The sequence below is a fragment of the Plantactinospora sp. BC1 genome (assembly GCF_003030345.1).
Classification (GTDB): Bacteria; Actinomycetota; Actinomycetes; order Mycobacteriales; family Micromonosporaceae; genus Plantactinospora.
In genome coordinates this window covers 2,083,651-2,102,399 of sequence record NZ_CP028158.1, presented here as the reverse complement: position 1 = coordinate 2,102,399, position 18,749 = coordinate 2,083,651, and the positions used below count along the sequence as shown (strand labels likewise).

General features: G+C 70.1%; 13 protein-coding genes and 1 pseudogene. 4 read left to right on the top strand and 10 right to left on the bottom strand.

Features of this window, described 5'->3' with window-relative positions; all coding sequences use genetic code 11:
- Positions 1-10: 10 nt before the first annotated feature.
- From C6361_RS08915 to C6361_RS08905, 3 genes are all read right to left on the bottom strand, one after another.
- A complete protein-coding gene (locus C6361_RS08915; protein WP_107267436.1) occupies positions 11-931 on the bottom strand; it encodes a sugar phosphate isomerase/epimerase in 921 nt (306 codons plus the stop codon).
- Positions 928-1,665 (bottom strand): phytanoyl-CoA dioxygenase family protein, encoded by a 738-nt coding sequence (locus C6361_RS08910; RefSeq protein WP_107270839.1) that lies wholly within the window; start codon positions 1,663-1,665, stop codon positions 928-930. The genes C6361_RS08915 and C6361_RS08910 overlap by 4 nt, the downstream gene beginning before the upstream one ends.
- Positions 1,666-1,824: 159 nt before the next feature.
- A complete protein-coding gene (locus C6361_RS08905; protein WP_107267435.1) occupies positions 1,825-2,913 on the bottom strand; it encodes a Gfo/Idh/MocA family protein in 1,089 nt (362 codons plus the stop codon).
- A 205-nt stretch (positions 2,914-3,118) separates the two neighbouring features.
- Here C6361_RS08905 and C6361_RS08900 point away from each other — a divergent pair, with 205 nt between their 5' ends.
- Positions 3,119-4,297, top strand: coding sequence for an endo-1,4-beta-xylanase (locus C6361_RS08900; protein WP_159079255.1), 1,179 nt, complete (start codon positions 3,119-3,121; stop codon positions 4,295-4,297).
- Between the two features lie 30 nt (positions 4,298-4,327).
- Here the strand turns inward: C6361_RS08900 and C6361_RS08895 are convergent, their stop codons facing one another.
- The 3 genes and pseudogenes from C6361_RS08895 to C6361_RS08885 all read right to left on the bottom strand — a co-directional run bounded on the left by C6361_RS08895 (position 4,328) and on the right by C6361_RS08885 (position 7,446).
- Positions 4,328-5,233: a nucleoside hydrolase gene (locus C6361_RS08895; protein ID WP_107267433.1), complete on the bottom strand. Its 906-nt coding sequence runs from the start codon at positions 5,231-5,233 to the stop codon at positions 4,328-4,330.
- Between the two features lie 30 nt (positions 5,234-5,263).
- Positions 5,264-6,373: pseudogene (locus C6361_RS08890) on the bottom strand (hypothetical protein); the annotation flags it as partial.
- Between the two features lie 257 nt (positions 6,374-6,630).
- Positions 6,631-7,446: an SAM-dependent methyltransferase gene (locus tag C6361_RS08885; protein WP_234359419.1), complete on the bottom strand. Its 816-nt coding sequence runs from the start codon at positions 7,444-7,446 to the stop codon at positions 6,631-6,633.
- A gap of 672 nt (positions 7,447-8,118) precedes the next feature.
- On the opposite strand from C6361_RS08885, the gene C6361_RS08880 reads away from it, so the two are divergent.
- The gene (locus C6361_RS08880) at positions 8,119-8,718 is read left to right on the top strand and encodes a response regulator transcription factor (protein ID WP_107270837.1); all 600 of its coding nucleotides are present in this window, start codon (positions 8,119-8,121) and stop codon (positions 8,716-8,718) included.
- Between the two features lie 16 nt (positions 8,719-8,734).
- On the opposite strand, the gene C6361_RS08875 is transcribed toward C6361_RS08880, so the two are convergent.
- A complete protein-coding gene (locus tag C6361_RS08875; protein WP_107267432.1) occupies positions 8,735-12,286 on the bottom strand; it encodes a tetratricopeptide repeat protein in 3,552 nt (1,183 codons plus the stop codon).
- Between the two features lie 80 nt (positions 12,287-12,366).
- Between C6361_RS08875 and C6361_RS08870 the strand changes: the two genes are divergently transcribed.
- Positions 12,367-12,876, top strand: coding sequence for a hypothetical protein (locus C6361_RS08870; RefSeq protein ID WP_107267431.1), 510 nt, complete (start codon positions 12,367-12,369; stop codon positions 12,874-12,876).
- A gap of 43 nt (positions 12,877-12,919) precedes the next feature.
- Here the strand turns inward: C6361_RS08870 and C6361_RS08865 are convergent, their stop codons facing one another.
- Genes C6361_RS08865 through C6361_RS08855 form a run of 3 tightly spaced genes read right to left on the bottom strand, consistent with a single transcriptional unit; the run spans position 12,920 to position 16,596 of the window.
- A complete protein-coding gene (locus tag C6361_RS08865) occupies positions 12,920-13,966 on the bottom strand; it encodes an ROK family protein (RefSeq protein ID WP_304598545.1) in 1,047 nt (348 codons plus the stop codon).
- A complete protein-coding gene (locus tag C6361_RS08860) occupies positions 13,966-15,435 on the bottom strand; it encodes a M81 family metallopeptidase (protein ID WP_107267430.1) in 1,470 nt (489 codons plus the stop codon). The genes C6361_RS08865 and C6361_RS08860 overlap by 1 nt, the downstream gene beginning before the upstream one ends.
- Positions 15,436-15,447: 12 nt before the next feature.
- On the bottom strand, positions 15,448-16,596 hold the full coding sequence (locus C6361_RS08855) for an ROK family transcriptional regulator (protein WP_107267429.1): 1,149 nt from the start codon (positions 16,594-16,596) through the stop codon (positions 15,448-15,450).
- Between the two features lie 285 nt (positions 16,597-16,881).
- On the opposite strand from C6361_RS08855, the gene C6361_RS08850 reads away from it, so the two are divergent.
- Positions 16,882-18,687 (top strand): peptide ABC transporter substrate-binding protein, encoded by a 1,806-nt coding sequence (locus C6361_RS08850; RefSeq protein ID WP_107267428.1) that lies wholly within the window; start codon positions 16,882-16,884, stop codon positions 18,685-18,687.
- Positions 18,688-18,749 lie beyond the last annotated feature (62 nt).

Below are 18,749 nucleotides of genomic sequence, written 5' to 3'. Positions count from 1 at the left end.
CCACCCGGTCTCAGGCGACGAGCAGTGGGTTGAGGGTGCGTTCGGCGATCACCAGGCCCTGCCGGACCCGGTCCGGCGAGCCGGACCAGACCGGGTCCTCGTGTTCCACCGAGACGAAGCCGGAGTAGCCGCCCTCGTAGAGGACGTCGACCAGGCGGCGCCAGTCCACCTCGCCGAGGCCGGGGACCCGGTAGCGCCACCAGCCGCTGGCCCACGGCGACGGCTTCCCGACGAGCTGGCCGAAGACCCCGAACCGGTTCCGGGCGGCCGGGTCGACCTGGACGTCCTTCGCCTGCACGTGCCGGACCAGGTCGAGGTGCCCGGTCAGCGCCGCGACCGGGTCGATGCCGAGCCAGACCAGGTGGGACGGGTCGTAGTTGAGGAAGAGGCCGAGCCCGCCCAGCCAGTCCCACAGCTCCGGCGAGTACGCCAGGTTGGCCGGGTAGCCGTCCGGGTGCCAGCCCTCCATCGGGCAGTTCTCCACGACGAGCCGTACGCCCCGGTCCGCCGCGTACGCCACCAGGGGCGGCAGTACCTCTTCGCCGAGCCGCAGGTTCTCGGTCACCGTCCGGGTGACGTCCCGGCCGACGAAGGTGCCGACGTGTTCGCAGCCGAGCAGGGCGGCGGCGTCCACGCAGCGGCGCAGGTGCCGGTGGATCCGTTCCCGGACGGCCGGGTCGGCGTGCAGGTTGTTCTCGTAGTAGGCGACCGCCGAGACGGTGAGACCGTGGCCGTCCAGCAGGGCGCGGACCCGTTCCGCCGCGCCCGCGTCGAAGCCGTCGACGTCGAGGTGGCTCGCCTGCCACGGCCGGTCCGGCTCGCGGGGCCAGGCGGCCACCTCCAGTCCCCGGTAGCCGTGCCCGGCCGCCCACCCGGCGATCGCGTCCAGCGGTTCGCCGGGCAGGCAGGCGGTGAGCAGTCCGAGTCTCACCGCGGGTCCGGCTGGTAGGTGTTGCCGGCACTGTCCCGACCCCGGGCGAGCCAGATCTGCCAGCCCTCGTTCTCCGGTACCGGCAGCACCTTCACCGAGGCCGGGAAGTACCGCATGGTGTAGCCGGTCCGGCGTACGTCGCTGGTGTTCGGGCGGGCGCCGTGGATGATCCGCCCGTCGTGCAGCGAACACTGGCCGCGTTCCAGCTCGAAGTAGACCGCCCGGCTCTCGTCCACGCCGGGGATCTCGGCGTGGAAGGTCTGCACGGTCTTGTCGGTCGGCACGTAATCGGAGAAGCCGCCGCCGTCGTGACTGCCCGGGATGACCCGCATGCAGCCGTTCTCCCGGTTGCTCGGGCCGAGCGCCAGCCAGACGGTGACGATCCGGTCGTACTCGCTGAGCCGGCCGTTCCAGTAGGCGCTGTCCTCGTGCCAGGGGGTGGCCCGGCCGACCAGCGGGTCCTTGGAGATGAAGTGGCTGGTCCAGAGCGCGATGTCCGGCCCGACCAGCGGCTCGACCAGGTCGAGCACCTCGTCGGAGAGGAGGAAGTCCAGCAGCCGGGGGTCGCGGAAGTGCGGGGTGTCCAGCTCGTCGGAGAGCTTGTCGCCCTTGTCGGCGAGATGCTCGGTGAAGATCTGTTCGAGCGTGTCCAGCTTCTCTGCGGAGAAGAGCTGTTCGCGGTTGAGGTAGTAGCCGTTGGTCCGGTAGAAGTCGACATCCTGTGCGGTCAGCACACCGAACACCTCCTGGTTGGCCGTGGCCGCCGCCGGTGGTGGCGGCCGGTCGTGGCCGCCGCTCGCGGCGGTGACCTCGTCGGACTCGACGCTAGGCGAGCCGCCGGGACCGGCGCGGCGACTATCCCCGGCGGGACTCGACCTATCTTCGGTTCTGCCTCAGGTCCGGCTCGCCGGCTGGGTCGCCATCACCCGGATCAGCTCGGCGAAGAGTTCGAGATCCTCGACGAAGTCCTCCGGTCCGGTCTTCGGTTGACCGCCCCCGGTGACGATCTCGTGGAAGTACTCCAGCTCGTGCGTGTAGGGGTCCTTCAGGTGCGGGCGGGACACCGACCGGTGCAGTCCGTCGCCCCGGGTCTCCTCGGTGACCAGCGTGGTGGGGAAGTGCCGGACGTACGGGGTGTCGTACTGCACCCGCAGGCAGGCGTGCTCGCCGTAGACCTCGATGTGCGCGTCGAACCGGAGCTGCTCGTCGACGCCGGTCTCGTAGGTGACCAGGAAGTCGTCGTACTCCAGCAGTGCGGCGAGGAAACGGCCGTCCCGCCACTGCCGGGCGGCCGCCACCCCGCGCGGCCGGCCGAGCAGTTCGCGCATTGCCGACAGGTCGTGGCTGCCCAGCCCGCAGAGCAGCCGGTACGCCCCGGCGAGCACGTCGGGCACCTCGCCCAGCGCGTCGGTGACCAGGGACCGCCCCCGTGCCCAGCGCGCCTCGACCGCCGAGCGGGGAATGTCGGTCGGGCGGTCGACCCGCACCGTCTGATCGATGATCAGTTGGTTGCGGCCGATGATGTCGTGCACCCGGGCGTAGTTGATCCGGCCCAGGTCGCCGATCCGGCGGGTCGCCTCGACGAAGGCGGGCGCGAACCGCCGCATGTAGCCGACCATCACGCACGCGCCGGAGCGGTCCCGGGCGGCGATGATCCGTTCCGCCTCGCGCGGGCTGAGGCACATCGGCTTCTCCACCAGCACGTGCACGCCCCGGTCGAGCGCCGCGACCACCGCCTCGGCGTGGTACTCGTCGCTGTTGAGCACGAGTACGCAGTCGAGGTCGTTGCGGTCGAGCATCTCGGTGAAGTCGGCGTGCCGGTGCGGTACGCCGTATCCGCCGCCGACCCGGTCGAGCAGGCCGGGGGAGATGTCGCAGACGGCGGTGACGTCGTAGAGCTCGGGCAGTGACCGCAGGACCGGGAGGTGGACGACCTGGGCGACCTCGCCCAGCCCGATGACTCCCAGGGAAAGCCGACTCACGCGGGACCCCTTCCGTCATGCAAAACGTTTGGCTACGGGTCGCGGGCAGCCTAACCGCTCGTCGACAAGCCGGGCAACAGATCCGACGCCGGTCCCTTGCCGCCGCTGCGGGCCGGCCGTAGGCTCCTGCCACACGTCGAACAAATCGTTTTGCAACTCCCGAGGCACCGCGTCCCAGCACCGTCCCTGCGAGGAGGGCAATCCCATGAACGACAGCACCCTGTCCCGCCGATCCCTGATCCTCGGCGCGGCCGGAGCCGCCGGCCTGGCCACCGGGGCCCTCGGCGTCACCGCCCCCGCCTCCGCCGGCCGGGCCCGCGCAGCCCGCCCGCCACTGTGGAAACTCGCCAAGCCGAACGGCCTTGCCTTCGGCACCTCGCTGGCGACCTGGCACATGCCCGACACCGACTACCTCGACCTGGTCGGCCGGGAGGCGACCCTGCTCTTCACCGAGGACGACCTCCTCTGGTACCGGCTCAAGCCGACCCCGGACGCCGAACTCGACTTCAGCTACGCCGACCAGATCATCGGGTACGCCGAGAGCCAGCGGATGCGCGTCTTCGGCGCACACCTGGTCTGGGACGAGGGCTTCGGCGAGGGCTGGACCGAGGACGACCTGTGGGGCCTGGGCGAGCGGGAGGCCCGGGAGCTGCTCTTCGGCACCGCCGAGGCGGTGGTCAGGCGCTACCGTGGCCGGGTCGACGCCTGGAGCGTCGCCAACGAGGTCACCAGCCCCGAGGGGCAGCGCGGATTCCGTACCGACGTGCCGTGGTGGGAGACGATCGGGCCGTCGTACGTCGCCGAGGCGTTCCAGGTCGCGCACGACGCCGACCCGTCGGCGGTACTGGTACTCAACGAGTTCGGCTTCGAGACCGTCAACGAGTACGGCGACGAGCCCGGCCCCCGACGCCGGGCCACCCTCCAGGTCATCGACCGGCTGCTCGCCGACGGCGTCCCGGTGCACGCCCTCGGGGTGCAGGCACACCTGCTGGCCGACCGGTTCGCCGACCGCTTCGCGGCTCGGGCCTACCTGAACTGGTTCTCCGAGGTGGCCGACCGGGGACTGGACATCCTCATCACCGAACTGGACGTACTCGACGACGGCCTGCCCGCCGACGTCGCCGTCCGGGATGCCGCCGTCGCCGACGTCTACCGGCGCTACCTCGACGTGGCGCTCTCGCACCGGGCGGTGAAGGCGGTGATGGCGTTCGGGCTCACCGACCGCTACACCTGGCTAGAGGAGGACTATCCGCGCGAGGACGGCGCACCCCGCCGGCCGCTCGCCTACGACGACGAACTCGCGGCCAAGCCGGCGTACCGGGCCATCGCGAACAGGCTCGAAGCCGCGCCCCGCCGCAGTCCACTCTGGACGATACCGGCCTGACCGTCGACCACCGCGTTCGCGGGGAAGCGCTCAGCCGGCGGCGTCGACCACCTCGAAATAGTGGTCGAGGGCGGCCTGCGGGCGTACCTCGACGGCGACCTCGTGCGGCGCGGACCCGGCAGCCGGGCTGTTTCCGCCGTCCGCCGGCCGGAAGGTGGTGGTCCCGGCGGCCGGCCCGAGGCCGGTGTCGACGGAGACCTCGCCCGGCGCGAAGGTGCAGAGCGACGGCGCGAAGAGCGTCGTCGCGGCCAGCGGGTCGTGGAAGGTGACCTCCGGCCGCTCCGCGAACCAGGACGCCGCCATGTCGGCCACCGGCCGCAGCAGCGGGTTGGCGCAGCGCTCCAGGAACGCGTCGGCGTCCATCCGCACCCGGGTGGTGACGTCCAGGCCGACCGAGCGGTGCACCGGCACCGGTGTGGCGTAGACCCGGGCGGCGGCGTACGGGTCGCAGTGGATGTTCCACTCCGGGCCGGGTACGGAGGTGAAGGCGCCGCCCATCAGCACCAGCGAGCGGAGCAGCGCCGGGACCTCCGGGTCGACCGCGAAGAGCAGGGCCACGTTCGTCAGCGGGCCGATCGCCAGCAGGGTCACCTCGCCCGGATGGGCGCGGATGGTCTGCCGCAGGAACTCCACCGCCGCGCCGGTCGGGAAGGAGGTCTCGTGCTCCCACCGGGCCAGCGCGGCGGCCTGCGGCGGCGGGCCCTGCACGGGCGGGCTCGCGAGCGGCTCGGCGGCACCGGGGAGGATCGGTACGCTCCGTCCGGCCGCCCGGCACAGCACGCTGGCCAGCGCCGCCCTGGCCTCCGGCTCGGCGCTGACCGTGGTGATGCCGAGCAGGTCGCAGTCCGGCTGCGCCAGCAGGTACGCGAGGCAGACGGCATCGTCGATGTCGTTGCCGATGTCGGTGTCCAGCAGGACGAGGCTTCGTTCGGCCATGGTCGGTCCATTATCCAGTTCGGCCGGCGGTCATCGCAGCGTGGAGCCGGTGACGGTCGGGTTGCGGGCGCCGAGGAAGAAGATGCCGGGCAGGCCACGGGTCTCGAACCCGTCGCTGGGGTTGCGGCGCAGCGTCGAACCCTCGATCCGCATCGTCCCGGTCCGGTCGTTGCTGACGAAGAAGACCGCTCCGCCGCCCTCGTTGGCCCGGTTGTCCGTCACGACACTGCCGGCGATCGTCACGGTGAACCGGTTCCCGTCGGTGTAGATGGCGCCGCCGCTGCCGCCGCCGGGCGTACCGCCCCGGGCCGGGTTGGCGCCCCGGCCGACGGCCCGGTTGTGGGTCAGCACGCTGTTGAGCACCACCCAGGAGACCCCGATGCTGCTCAACGCGCCCCCGTTGGCGCAGCTACCGCCCTGTCCGGCGGCGCCGCCGAAGGTGCTGTTGACGACGTACACCGGCAGGCCCCGGTGCTGGCTCAACACCCGGATCGCCGCGCCGCCCAGGTCCGGGCCGGTCTGGTCGCAGCGGTTGCGGACGAACCGCGAGTTGACCACCTTGAACCGCCCGCCCCGGACGAAGATCGCACCGCCACCGCCACCCTCGGTCCGCTCACCGGTCGAGTTGCCGTCGGCGAAGGTGAGGTTCTGCACGGTGAGCTGCGGGTGGTCCTGGTCCTGGCAGTGCGAGGTGGTCCAGCCCTGCGCCTCGTCGCAGGTGTTCATGTAGAGGATCCGGCGCTTGCCGCCGCCGCTGAGCGTGACCCTGCCACCGCCGTCGAGCACGATCCGGGGCCCGGTCGAGTTCCGGATCTTCGCGGTCGCCTTCATCGTGATGGTCACCGGGGCCGGGCCGCAGGAGAAGGTGATGACGCCGCCCTTGGCGACCGCCGCCACCACCGCCTCGGAGGTGCAGCTCGCCGGGGTACCGGTGCCGATCACCCGGGTCGGCTTCGCGGTGTTCACCGCGCGGGCCTCGGCCGGGACGCTGGCCCGACCCTTCGGGTTGCCCGGCCGGGGCAGCGCCGGTGCCGGCCGGCCCGAGGCGGACGGCCGCGCCGTCGGCGAACCGGTGGGCGAGGCGGACGGCGGCGGGGTCGCCGAACCGGTCCCGGCGGCCGCCGGAGCCCACTGCGGATCCGCCGGCCGGTCGGCCGGCGACGAGCCTCAGCCAGCCAGGCCGACGGCGGCCACCAGCGCCGTCGTGATCAGCGCGGACATGATCCTGGTACGCACCGGCAGATCGTAGGTCCCGGCGCCGGGTAGGCCGAGGTCAGGCCGGTCGGCTTAAGGAACTCTTCAGACCGGCCCCGCTGTCGGCGCTCGGTGGGGTGCGGGAGCGGCCTCGGCGGAGTGCCCGGTGCCCAGGGCATCCGGCGCTCAGGGGATCCGGTTGCTCAGGGGATCCGGGCCACCGCGCCGTACATGCAGATGTCGACGGGCTCCGGCGGCTGGCTGCCGGGTGCCGGCCGCCAGTTCCCGATCGGTACGACCCCCGGGTCGACCAGGTCCAGCCCGGCGAAGAAGCGGGTGAACTCGTCCCGGCTGCGCGGCCGGCTGAGCCCGCCGGTGGCGGCGTTCGCCTCCTCCAGCCTCGCGACCGCCTCGGCCGGCAGCCCGTCGTAGGTGCCGTGTGACATCACCAGGTAGCTGCCGGAGGGGAGCGCGGCGACGAGCCGGGCGACGACGCCGTACGGGTCCTCGAAGTCGCGTACGAAATGCAGGATCGCGACCAGCGTCAGCCCGACCGGCTGCCGCAGGTCGAGGGTGGCGTGCAGTTCCGGGGCGTCCAGAATCGATTCCGGCTCCCGCAGGTCCCGCTCGATGTATGCGCTCCTGCCCTCCCGCGAGGAGGTCAGCAGGGCCCGGGCGTGCGCCATCACCAGCGGGTCGTTGTCCACGTAGACGACCCGGGACTCAGGTGCGATCCGCTGGGCCACCTCGTGGGTGTTGTCTGCCGTCGGCAGCCCGGTGCCGATGTCGAGGAACTGCCGGATGCCGGCCTCACCGGCCAGGAAACCGACCGCGCGGCGCAGGAAGTTGCGGTTCTCCTGGGCGGCCCGCTTCACGGTCGGGAAGACGGCGGCCACCTGGTCGCCGGAGACCCGGTCGGCGGCGAAGTTGTCCTTGCCGCCCAGCCAGTAGTTGTAGCGGCGGGCGGGATGCGCCACGTTCGTGTCCAGCTTGCCGGCCGGACTGGTCGTGTCGCTCACGGCACCTCCGAGGCGGTTGGCCTACGGTCGGATCAGGGCAGAGTGGACCATCTGCGGCGTCGTGCTGAACCGGCCGCCATGAGCCAGCATTGATTATGGCCATGGGGGGCGTCGCCCGTCGAGGCGGCCCGGCATGTCCGTAGGGTGCCGGAGGCAGTCGCCGGACACGGACGGTCCACGGCGAAGTCTCAAGGACGCTCACTCATCCGCGCCTGGGTGAGGACCTGTCTGATGGCCTCAAGCGTAATGTCGTGGTGGGTGCGACGTAGCCAGGCGTAGATGCGCGCCACTCCCCATCCGGGACGTTGCGCCAGTTGGACGATTTGATCTCGGATCGCCTTCGAGAGGTGTTCTGCTCCTTGCTCGGACCCGCTTGACGGTCGATCCTCGCTCCCAATTTTGAAGTGCACCCGTCTCCCGGTGTCGTCGTCATAGACCATCAGCGCGGCCCCCCTTTCGTACGACGCTAGGAACGACGTCACACGCGGGTCCATGACCAGTTGAGAGGCAGGATCCTGACAGGTTGCGGCGCGTCTATGACCGCCTCTGCGGTGCGGGGAGTGGCGATGGCATGATCCTCGGTGCCTATGTTGGGAGCAGTCTCCGTCGGGCTGTGCCCGGCACCGAGCGCCGGTGGAAGTCTCGGCCGCCGGGGAAGGGACCTTCACACCGGTGGCCGTGCGTATCGCGGTTGTCGACCCACTGCCGATGTTCCAGCAGGGGGTCGTTGCCGTCCTGTCCGCAGTCGGACACGACGTCGAAACACCGGCTGACGTGGTTGGATGGGCGCGACGTCGGGGATCTGCTGTCGTACTCCTGACAGTGCTCTCGGAGTCTGACTGGGATCTTCTGGCACAGCTCTGCGCGACCGCCACGTCCTACGGCGTGATCGCGCTGCTGGACGATGAATCTGTCGTGCTGGGCACTCGTGCGATGCGCGCGGGTGCGCGGTCGGTCCTTCCGAGGGGGGTCACCGTCGCGACGCTGCAGCGGACGGTGGAAGCGATGATCGGCGGCCAGGCCGTGATGCCGTCTGCGGTAGCTGCCGCCCTCGCTGCGGATACCCGATCTGGTGTGGAGCGGAGCCCGTCTGCCGAGCAACTGTCGTGGCTACGGCAGTTGGCGGCCGGCTCCACCGTGGCTCAGTTGGCCGACCGGGCCGGCTATTCGGAGCGGGCGATGTTTCGGCTCCTGAACGCGCTCTACCGCCAAATCGGTGCCGGCAGCAGGATCCAGGCAATCATGCGGGCCCAGGAGGCGGGCTGGTTGTGACAGCCAAGGCGGTGCCCTACTCCCGGCCGGAACCAGAGAGGGCATCGATCGCCGGCTGCAAGCGCCGTGGCCAATGGCTGAGATGGTCAAGTTGATCGAGCAAGAAGCGGAGCCGGCCCACCAACCGAGGTGTGGACGGCGTGAGGCTTCGCGCGAGCCGGAAGGCGTGTACCGCCCCGTCGAGGTTCTGCTGGCTGTCCAGGAGTTTGCCGCAGATGGCATAGCCCTGGAAGTCCCAGGCTCCGAAGTCTTCCGGATCGCGTTCAACGCGGTCGGTTGCTTCGACGAGGAGGCGCTGAAATCGCTCATCCGCCAGAGGAGGGTCACCGGTTTGCCGGGCGAGCAGAGCTCCCAGCGCCAGTACTATCAGAGAGCGGCCCCTGCGTCGATAACGCCCGGCCCGTTCGATTTCGCGCCGGGCCTTTTCGATTTGATCCGTTCTCAGGTACGTGACGCACAATGTAGTCCGCGCCTGCAACAACGTGACCGGGTCGTGCAGTAGCAATGCCTGCTCCACCGCGACCAACGCTGCGGCTTCCGCCTGCTCCAGCTCACCTTGGTCGAGTAGCATGTCCGCCTGACCGTCCAGAACGGAGGCCCGCAGCCAGCCGTTCAGGCTGCCGGCGGCGGTGTCGGCCTTTTGAATGAGCTGTCTGGCAATCTCGATCTGCCCCAGTTCCATGTGCCAGCGGGCGAGCTTGATGGCAATGGCGACGGTCCGGGAAGTCGCGAAGCGGCCCGCCTCGTCGGTGCCGGGATAGTTCGGTGATCCGGGTAAGGCCATCGCCTCCTCGGCGCACGTGACGGCGAGGTCGTACCGCCCCCGCCGCCGGTGGCAGTCGGCAATCCCTTCGAGTGCCCCCATCTGCACCATCGCGCTGCCCAGTCGGCGGGCCTCGTCCCGGGCGAGCTCGTAGTAGCCGAGAGCGCGATCGGTGTCATTTTGCTCCCAGTACAACCCTCCGAAGTTAGCGTAGATCCTCATCCGGTTGGTTTCGTCCCTGCGTATATCAGCCACTTTCAATGCGCGCCCGTATGCGGCGTACGCCTCCCCTAACCGACCACGGGAGAGGTAGATGTCGGCGAGGGCATTGTCGTTGGCCATCTCGAGGTGATCGTCGTTGAGTTGGCCTTGCACCGCCTCGCGCTGATCCAGCAGCAGGTAGCCGCAGTTCCACTCGCGCAGCACGTCGTCGATCGCCTCGATCATCTCGTACGCGGCGTCGGGCAGTTCAGCGCCTAGCAACGCGTCTAGTTCGGCAAAGTGCACCCGGAGGTCGGCGATTCTCTGGGGCGTCCGGCACTGCAGTGGTGACAGTTCGAAGGCGGCGCGATGAAGCAGGTCGAATCGCGCGGCCTCGTCCGGGATCCGGCTCAGCACCAGTTGGTGGTCATGGAACGGCAGGAAGTACTGATCCGGCGCGACCTGATGTACGACCCGGTCGGCCGCAAGGACGGACAGCGCCTGGCGGACCCGCGCCGGCGACTCGTCGCCGAGCATTCCGGTCACCGCATGGGCGGGGACCGGTGTGGCGAACGCCGCGAGGGCTTCGACAACTCGGCGCCGAACCGGACTCAGCCCGTCAATGAGGAGCCGGGTAAGGTACGCCGGCACATCCTTGGCTTGCTGCAGCCGCAGACGACCGACCAGCGCGGAGAGATTGAGCCCACTTTCCGCGACCGCGACGACACCGTAGGCCAGTTCGGCGAGTCGCGGATTGCCCTGCAATCTGTCGTACAACATGCGGCGCGCCTCTTCGGGAAGGCCGGCCGGAGCCAGTACCCCAGTCCGGTCTACGAAGGCGAGGTAGTCGAAGAAATCGTGGCGCGGCAGCTTGCCGACGAAGATCGGATCCTCCGCCGTCGGCCAGATCCCGTCGCTTGAGGAGGTCGGATCGAGTTGGGTGACTAGGAGGACCGTGACCCGATGCCCAGGCTCGGTGGCGAGCAGTTCCAAGGCGTCGTCCAGATCGGGGTCTACCAGCTTCAAGGTGGCGGGATCCAGGAGGTTCTCGGCGGAGTCCACGACGATCACCACTCGGCCGTCACCGAGCCGGCGCAACGCGGCCTCCAACCCTACGAGCGAGGGCAGGCCGGGCGGGCCGGAGGGGGGTGGATCCGACCCGCCTTCGACGGAATGGACCAGGGCCCGCACGTCCAGCCGAGTGACAGGGTTCACGTCGTGCCGCCGAATGCGTAACGTTGCCGTGGTCTGCTGTTCCCGGGACAGCTCCGCCAATACTGCGTCGACCAGTCTCGTCTTACCGACGCCACGCCTCCCGCGCAGCACCACCACGCCCCACGGACCGTCGGTTAGCCTCGTTCGCAGGCCGCGAGTCTCGCTCTTGCGATCCAGGAGGGCGCCGCGCATGTCGCTGCTGGTCACAGCCGGTGGCGGAGATGCCGGAATGCCTACTCCGCTGGTCGATCCGCAGGCCTGCAAGTAGGCTTCGGTGGCGGTCGCCGCCAGATGGAAGCACCACTCCTTCGTCTTCTCTGGATCGGCAGTTCGCAACGGCCTACCGAGATGCACCAGGCCCGCACCCACGAGAGACAGCAAACACTGTTGGGTCCATGCCGCGCCCCATCCCGTCCGTTTCATCAGTCCTGTCGATGCTTGATGGACGGCTGTACTGATCCGCTGGAAGTGGTTGAGGTTCCCTGAGGCGTTCCCGGTGGTCGGGTCTACCAGCACCTTTGCGAGGTCGGTGCGCAGCGCTGGGCCGAAATCGTCGAAGTGGTCCAGGGCCAGCGCGACGAGCAGGTGCATGGGATCTCGCGTCAACGGGGCGTGCTCGCTGAAGCGGTCGTAGTCAATAAGCACGTACGAACGGGCGTCCACTCGGCCCCGCGTAGGTACGAGGATGTTGCGGCCGCTCAGGTCGCCGTGGGCCTTGCCGATGATGAGATCCTCGACCTCACGATGTGCCGCGTCGCCGACGAGCAGCGTGAAGGGGTTCGGCAGCTCTTTCCCCCAGCCGGGGCGCCGTACCCGCTCTGGTGCCCCGGCGACCGGGATGCCTGCCGATTCGGCCCACGACTTGACGTCCTCCCAGCGCCGTCCCAACGAGTCGGCGAGCACAGCGGCGACGCTCCTCGCAGTCCTCTTGACACGTCGTCCGTTCCAATCGGTTAGGAGCGAACGAACGACCGTACTGCAATGGCTCGGAAATTCAGAATCTCCCACGAAGTCCGTCAACGGACGGATGGTAGCGAGGTCGCCTCCCGCGACGTGCATGAAGACGGCTCGCCAGCCGCCAAGCCGTATCACCTGGTCCTGAGTCTCGGCCAGATGCCGTTGTCGGAAACCCGACGACTGCTTCCAGGCCCGACGAAGCGTCGCCACCTTTCTGCCTCCGTCGGAGGCACAGAACTTGAGGATGAGTTGCTGATCTCCCTCGTCCGGGTCGCAGCGGACCACGCGGGCCACCGGGTCGTTACTGCGGCCTGTCGTGAACCACTCCCGGTGCTCGAGATGAAACGCTTCCTCCGCCAGCCAGGCCTCGAGCCTGTCCACGACGTCGTCCGGCAGGATGTCCCACGCTTTCCGGTCGCGCAGTTGCCCCATGCGGCCTCCCGGAGCCTGATGTGACGGGTAACGACAATCTAGACTTCGACCGTGATCAAGTGAATCGGTGCGGAGGTCAGGTGAAGGAAGAGGGCGGCATGGCCGGCGAATTGTCCGACGTGACCAAGACCCAGAAGGACCTGCTTTGGGGCATGTACACAGACCTCCGGGCGCACGCACGGCACGCCGAGACGTTGCGGTCCAACGTTGTCAATTTCATGATCGTGGTCGCGTCGGTCCTGATCGCAGTGATTGCGAACGACGGGCACGTCACCCGGGCCGAGCTGCCGCTGTGCCTGGCGATTGTCCTGGTCGGTCTGCTCGGGCTCGTCTTCGCTGCGTCCTACACCGAACTGCATGAGCGCAACAGGCAACGGGCCATGATGATCCGCGCCGTCCTGGACGACAAGTACTTTGCGGACGATAGCAGCACCATCGCCGCCCTCCTGTACGAGGCGGACAAACGGCATGAGCGTGCCCGTCTTTATCGCTGGACGAGAGGGTTCACCGGTAGTACGCAGCGTTTCTGGTTCCTGATGCCGTCGCTGATTCTGGCATCCGGGCTGTTGCTGACCATCGTCGCGCTCTGAATATCTGCTGCGGCGAACAGCGTGGTCGGCCTGACGGGGCAGATCATGATTGACAGCCGGATGCGGTGCGGGGCGGGATGGCGGCGGAGCCGAACCGTGCAGAAGGCCGCCCAGCCCAGCCCTCCGGCACCGCCAGCCCGGCGGCCCGGCGGGCCAGGATGGCGGCGCCGACCTGGGCGGCCTGGGCGCCGAAGGCGGACGGCACCACCTCGGGCGCGGCCCGCCAGGTCAGCGCCGCGCGCAGTGCGTTGCGTACCGGGTCGAAGAGCTGGGCGCCGGCCTCGGCCAGGCCGCCGCCGAGGACGATCCGGGCCGGGTCCAGGGTCAGGGTCAGGGTGGCCAGGGCGATCCCGAGCGCCTGGGTCGCGGTGTCCCACACCGAGCGGGCCAGCGGATCGGTGCCGACGGCAGCGGCGATGCCCCGGCTGTCCAGCCCCGGCGTGCCGCCCAGCCGGGCGTAGCGCCGGGCCAGCCCGCCGGCCGAGGCGTACACCTCCAGGCAGCCGCGCTGGCCGCAACTGCACGGCTCGCCACCGGGGTGTACCGGCATGTGCCCGACCTCCCCGGCCGACCAGGCGGTACCCGGTACCGGCTCGCCGTGCAGCACGACGGTGGCGGCGATGCCGGTGCCGAGCGGCAGCAGCACGAAGTTCGCGAGTCCCCGGCCGGCTCCGGCCACCGCCTCGGCGACGCCGGCCGCCCGGGCGTCGTGCCCGACCGCCACCGGCAGCCCCAGGTCGTCCTGCACCAGCGCGCGCAGCGGTACGTCGCGGAACCGGATGTTGGAGGCGTAGAGCACCAGGCCGGCGGCCTCGTCGACGATGCCCGGGGTGACCACGCCGATCCCGGCCGGCTCGACGCCGCCGTCGAGGGCGGTGTCGCGCAGCCGCCGGCACAGCTCCCGGAGCGCGCCGACCGGGTCGCCGTCGGCCCGGGACGGCACCACGAGCGAGTGTCGGACCTGGCCCTGCTCGCCGAAGACCGCACCCTTCATGGTCGTCCCGCCGACGTCGACCGCGAGGACGCAGCGACCGGTGGACGGTTGCGCGGGAGGCGAGGTGCCGGGCCGGGCGCTGGCGACGGGCGGAATCACCGGGTCGCCACGGTCAGGTCCGCGACGAAGTCGCGGTCCAGCGGGAACACCGGCCGCAACAGCCGCTGGTACGGCAGCCGCTCGATGTCCTGGTCGACCCCGCCCGGCGTCAGCGCCAGCAGCCAGTCCCCGGCCGCCTCGAACAACTCCGGTTCGAGATAGCCGATCTTCACCACGACCAGGTCGACCTCGTGCACCCGCACGCCGAGGCGGGCGTACGAGGCGAGTTGGCGGTACTGCATCCGTCGCGAGGTGACGAAGACGCTCAGCCCACCCACCCGTACGCTCACGCACCGCCCCCCGTCGGGGTCCTCGGCGACCGCCTCCAGTACGCCGTCGAGGCGTACCGGACCGGGGTCCCGGGTGTCGATCCGGCCGCCCACCGGGACGCTGACCGGGGTGCCGGTCGGCTGGTCGGCGAGCTGTGCCACGGCGTCCGGGTCGACCAGCGAGGCGTACACGGCGCGGACCTCGCCGTCCCGGATCTCCGGCCGGGCGAGCATCCGGGCCAGCGCGTAGGTGACGTCGTCGGCGCCGCCGGCTCCCGGGTTGTCGCCGGAGTCGCTGACGAAGAACGGCCGCCGCTCCGGCTCCTTGACCGCGACCAGTGCCGTGTCGAGGCACTCGTCCAGGCTGCCGGTCGGTGCGACGAAGGCGAACTCGTCGCGGGCCGCCCAGAAGTGCTCGCCGAGTTCCCGGGCCGCGCTGGTCGCGGCGGCGGCGTCGGTGCCGGTGACCACCACCGCGCCCCGGCAGCGGGGCTGGTCGGCCCAGGCGAAGCCGATCCAGATCGCGGCGTCGACGATCCCGTCCCGGGACTCGATCTCGGGGATCCGGGCGTAGAGCCCGCGCGCCGGTTCGACCCTCGTGCTGGTCATCTCGCCGGGCAGCAGGATCGGCACGTGCACCAGGGCCTTGTGCGGGCGCTCGCCCCGGCGCAGCGCCTCGACCAGGTTGCGGGCCGCCCGCTCGCGGGTCTCCCAGACGTCGACGTGCGGCGCGGTGCGGTAGCAGGTGAGCAGGTCGCAGCCGGTGAAGAGCGTCGGCGAGACGTTGCCGTGCAGGTCCATCGCGGCCGAGACGTACGGCTCCGGCCCGATCGTCGACCGGATCGCGGTGACCAGGTCGCCCTCGGCGTCGGTCCGGCCGACCACGCTCATCGCGCCGTGGATGTCCAGGAGCATCCCGTCGACCGGGCCGAGTCGGGCGAGCCCGTCGACGATCTCGGCGGTCCAGGCGTCGTAGCTGGCCGGGTCGACCGCGCCGCCGGGCAGTGCCCGGGCGTGCACCAGCGGCAGCCACTCGACGTCGGCGGCCCACGGCTGGGCCGGGGAGAGCCAGGCGTAGCGGGCCAGCAGCGCGTCGCCCCGGGTGACCTCGAAGTCGTCGGCGGTGCTCAGGTGCGGCGAGAAGGTGCTGGACTCGATGTGGATGCCGCCGATGGCGATCCGCAGGGGACGGTGCACGGGTGGAACTCCTCAGGCGGGTCGGGCGTCGGCCGCGGCGCGGACCAGATGCCCGAGGCCGACCAGGCCGGCATCCGGGCCGGCGACGCTGGCCTCGATGGAAAGGGACTGGGTCATCGACGGCAGGCACCGCTCGTAGAGCATGCCCCGGGCCGCCGCGACGTAGACGTCGAGGCTGGAGAGGGCTCCGCCGATGACCACGGCGTCGGGGTTGAGGAAGTTGACCAGTCCGGAGAGGGCCACCCCGAGCAGCCCGCCGGCCCGGCGTACCAGCGTCACCGCGGCCGGCTCGGCGTCGACGACCGCGCCGATGACGTCCCGGGTACCGGTGATCGGCTGGCCCTGCTCGGCGAGCTGGGCGGCGAGCGCGGCGCCGCTGGCGACGGTCTCCAGGCAGCCCCGGCTGCCGCAGGAGCACTGCCGTTCGCCGCTGTCGGCCACCCGTACGTGGGTGACGTCGCCGCTGAGTCCCCGGCCGCCCCGGTAGACCTGACCGCCGCTGACCAGGCAGCCGCCGATGCCGGTACCGGCCTTGACGTAGATCATGTCGCCGGTGTCCCGGCCCCGGGTGACGTACTCGCCGATCGCCGCCGCCTTGGCGTCGTTGTCGATCACCACCGGTACGTCGAAGCGGGCCCCGAGTTCGGCCTGGGCGTCGACGCCGCTCCAGCCCGGCATCCGGGCGGGGCCGACCAGCCGGCCCCGGGGGAACGCGACCGGGCCGGGCATGGCGGCGCCGACGCCGAGTAGTGCCTGACCGGGTGCGGTGGCGGTGCGGAGTCGGGTGAAGGCGGTGCCGACCACCTCGAAGACCTCGCCGGGGCCGGCGGCGATGTCGATGGCGATCTCCTCGGTCGCGAGCAGCCGGCCGTTCGGGGTGCTGAGGCCGACCCGGGCGTGCCGGGCGCCGAGTTCGGCGACCGCGAAGACGCCGGAGGGTTCCCGCAGCCGCAGGATCCGGGGCCGTCGCCCGCCGGTGGAGCGGCCGACGCCCTCCTCCAGGATGGCGCCCTCCTCCAGCAGCCGGCGCACCACTCCGGTGACGGTCGAGGGCGCCACCTGCAACGCCTCGACGAGGTCGGCCCGGGAGGTGGCCTCGCCGCTGGCCAGCAGGTTGAGCGTCTGGTCGCGCAGGGTGGCGGAGATCGACGGGTCCGACATACCTCTCCTTCTTCCAGCCGGATCGTCCGGGTTCCCTCGCGGCTACCGCCAGGCACGGGACGGGGATCACCGCGAAGGGTAGCGGTCGGCGAACTCCGGACGATGCTTCGGCGGCTTTGATCCTATCCTGATGAAAGTCCCCGAAGGAAGTGGGTTAGTTTCGTTGACGCGAAACTTAATCGCCTATACATTCTCCGCATTGATCGCTCGGGAAGCGCGCAGGCTGGACGCGGCGCCGAACGCGCCCGGCGACGCGGGGCACGTGCACATCGATCGAGGAGACTCATGAGGAGCAGATTCCACCGGGGCGCACTCCGCGGCACCGTCGCCGTGGCCAGTGCGCTCGCCCTCGGGTTGGGCCTCGCCGCCTGTGGCGGCGACAGCAGTTCGTCGGGGAAGGGCGGAAGTCAGGGCAGGGACACCGCGACCGTCGCCTTCCGGACCCCGAACTGGATCCTGCCCATCTCGGCCCCCGGCTTCACCCAGGGCGAGAACCAGATCTTCGGCTCGGCGCAGTACCGGCCGCTGTACCAGTACAAGCTCGACGGGTCGGCGAAGTACAACATCGACACCGAGCGGTCGCTGGCCAACCCGCCCGAGGTGAGCGACGGCGGCAAGACCCTGACGATCACGCTGAAGGACAACACCTGGTCCGACGGCAAGCCGATCACCACCCGGGACATCGACTTCTGGTGGAACGTCGTCACGGCGAACAAGGACAAGTGGGCCTCCTACCGCAAGGGCGGCTTCCCGGACAACATCGCCGCCTGGACGATCAAGGACGCGAAGACCTTCTCGGTGACGACGACCCAGGCCTACAACACCGCCTGGTTCGTCGGGAACCAGCTCAACCGGATCACTCCGATGCCGCAGCACGTCTGGGACAGGGACTCCGCCACCGCGAGCGTGAGCGACCTGGACAAGACCCCGGAAGGGGCCAGGAAGGTCTTCGACTTCCTGGTCGCGGCATCGAAGGACCCCAAGACGTACGCGACGAACGACCTCTGGAAGGTCAACAGCGGCCCCTGGAAGCTGGAGAAGTACGTCCCGAACGGCGAGGTCGTGCTCGCCGCCCAGCCGAACTACTCCGGCACCGACAAGCCGAAGCTGTCGAAGATCGTGCTGCGGCCGTTCACCAGCGACGACGCCGAGTTCAACGTGCTCCGGGCCGGTGAGATCGACTACGGCTACGTACCGGCGGCCAACCTCTCCCAGAAGTCGTACCTGGAGTCCAAGGACTACCGGGTCGCGCCCTGGTACGGCTGGTCGATCACCTACCTCCAGCTCAACTTCAACAACCCGAAGACGGGCGTGCTGTTCAAGCAGGACTACCTGCGCCAGGCGATGCAGATGCTGATCGACCAGCCGACCATCAACAAGGTCATCTGGTCCGGCATGGCCGAGCCGACCTGCGGCCCGGTGCCGCTCAAGCCCGGCACCGCCGGCTCGGCCGAGAACGGCTGCGTCTACTCCTTCGACCCGACCAAAGCGAAGGAACTGCTGGAGAGCCACGGTTGGAAGGTCACCCCGGACGGTCAGACCACCTGCCAGACCCCGGGCACCGGGGCGAACCAGTGCGGCCAGGGCATCGCCGCCGGCACCCCGCTGGCCTTCACGGTGACCAGCCAGAGCGGCTTCGCCGCCACCACCAAGATGTTCGCCGAGATCAAGTCCCAGATGGCCAAGCTCGGCATCGAGCTGACCATCAAGGAGGTGCCGGACTCGGTCGCGGTCACCCCGGCCTGCAAGCCGACCGAGGCGACCTGCACCTGGGACATGTCCTTCTTCGGCTCCCAGGGCAGCTGGTACTACCCGGCCTTCGCCAGCGGCGAGCGGCTCTTCGCCACCGACGCCCCGGTCAACCTGGGCAGCTACAGCAACCCGCAGGCCGACCAGCTCATCGAGGCGACCCAGTTCAGCGCCGACGACACCGCGCTGAAGGCGTACAACGACTTCCTCGCCAGGGACCTGCCGGTGCTCTGGATGCCGAACCCGGTGTTCCAGATCTCGGCGTACAAGTCCGGGTTGCAGGGCGTCGAACCGCAGGACCCGATGAACAACATGTACTTCCAGGACTGGTCCTGGAAGTAGTCGGCAGTCACTGACCGTCCGGCTCCGGCGGTGCCCCCAGCGGGTGCCGTCGGAGCCCCCGA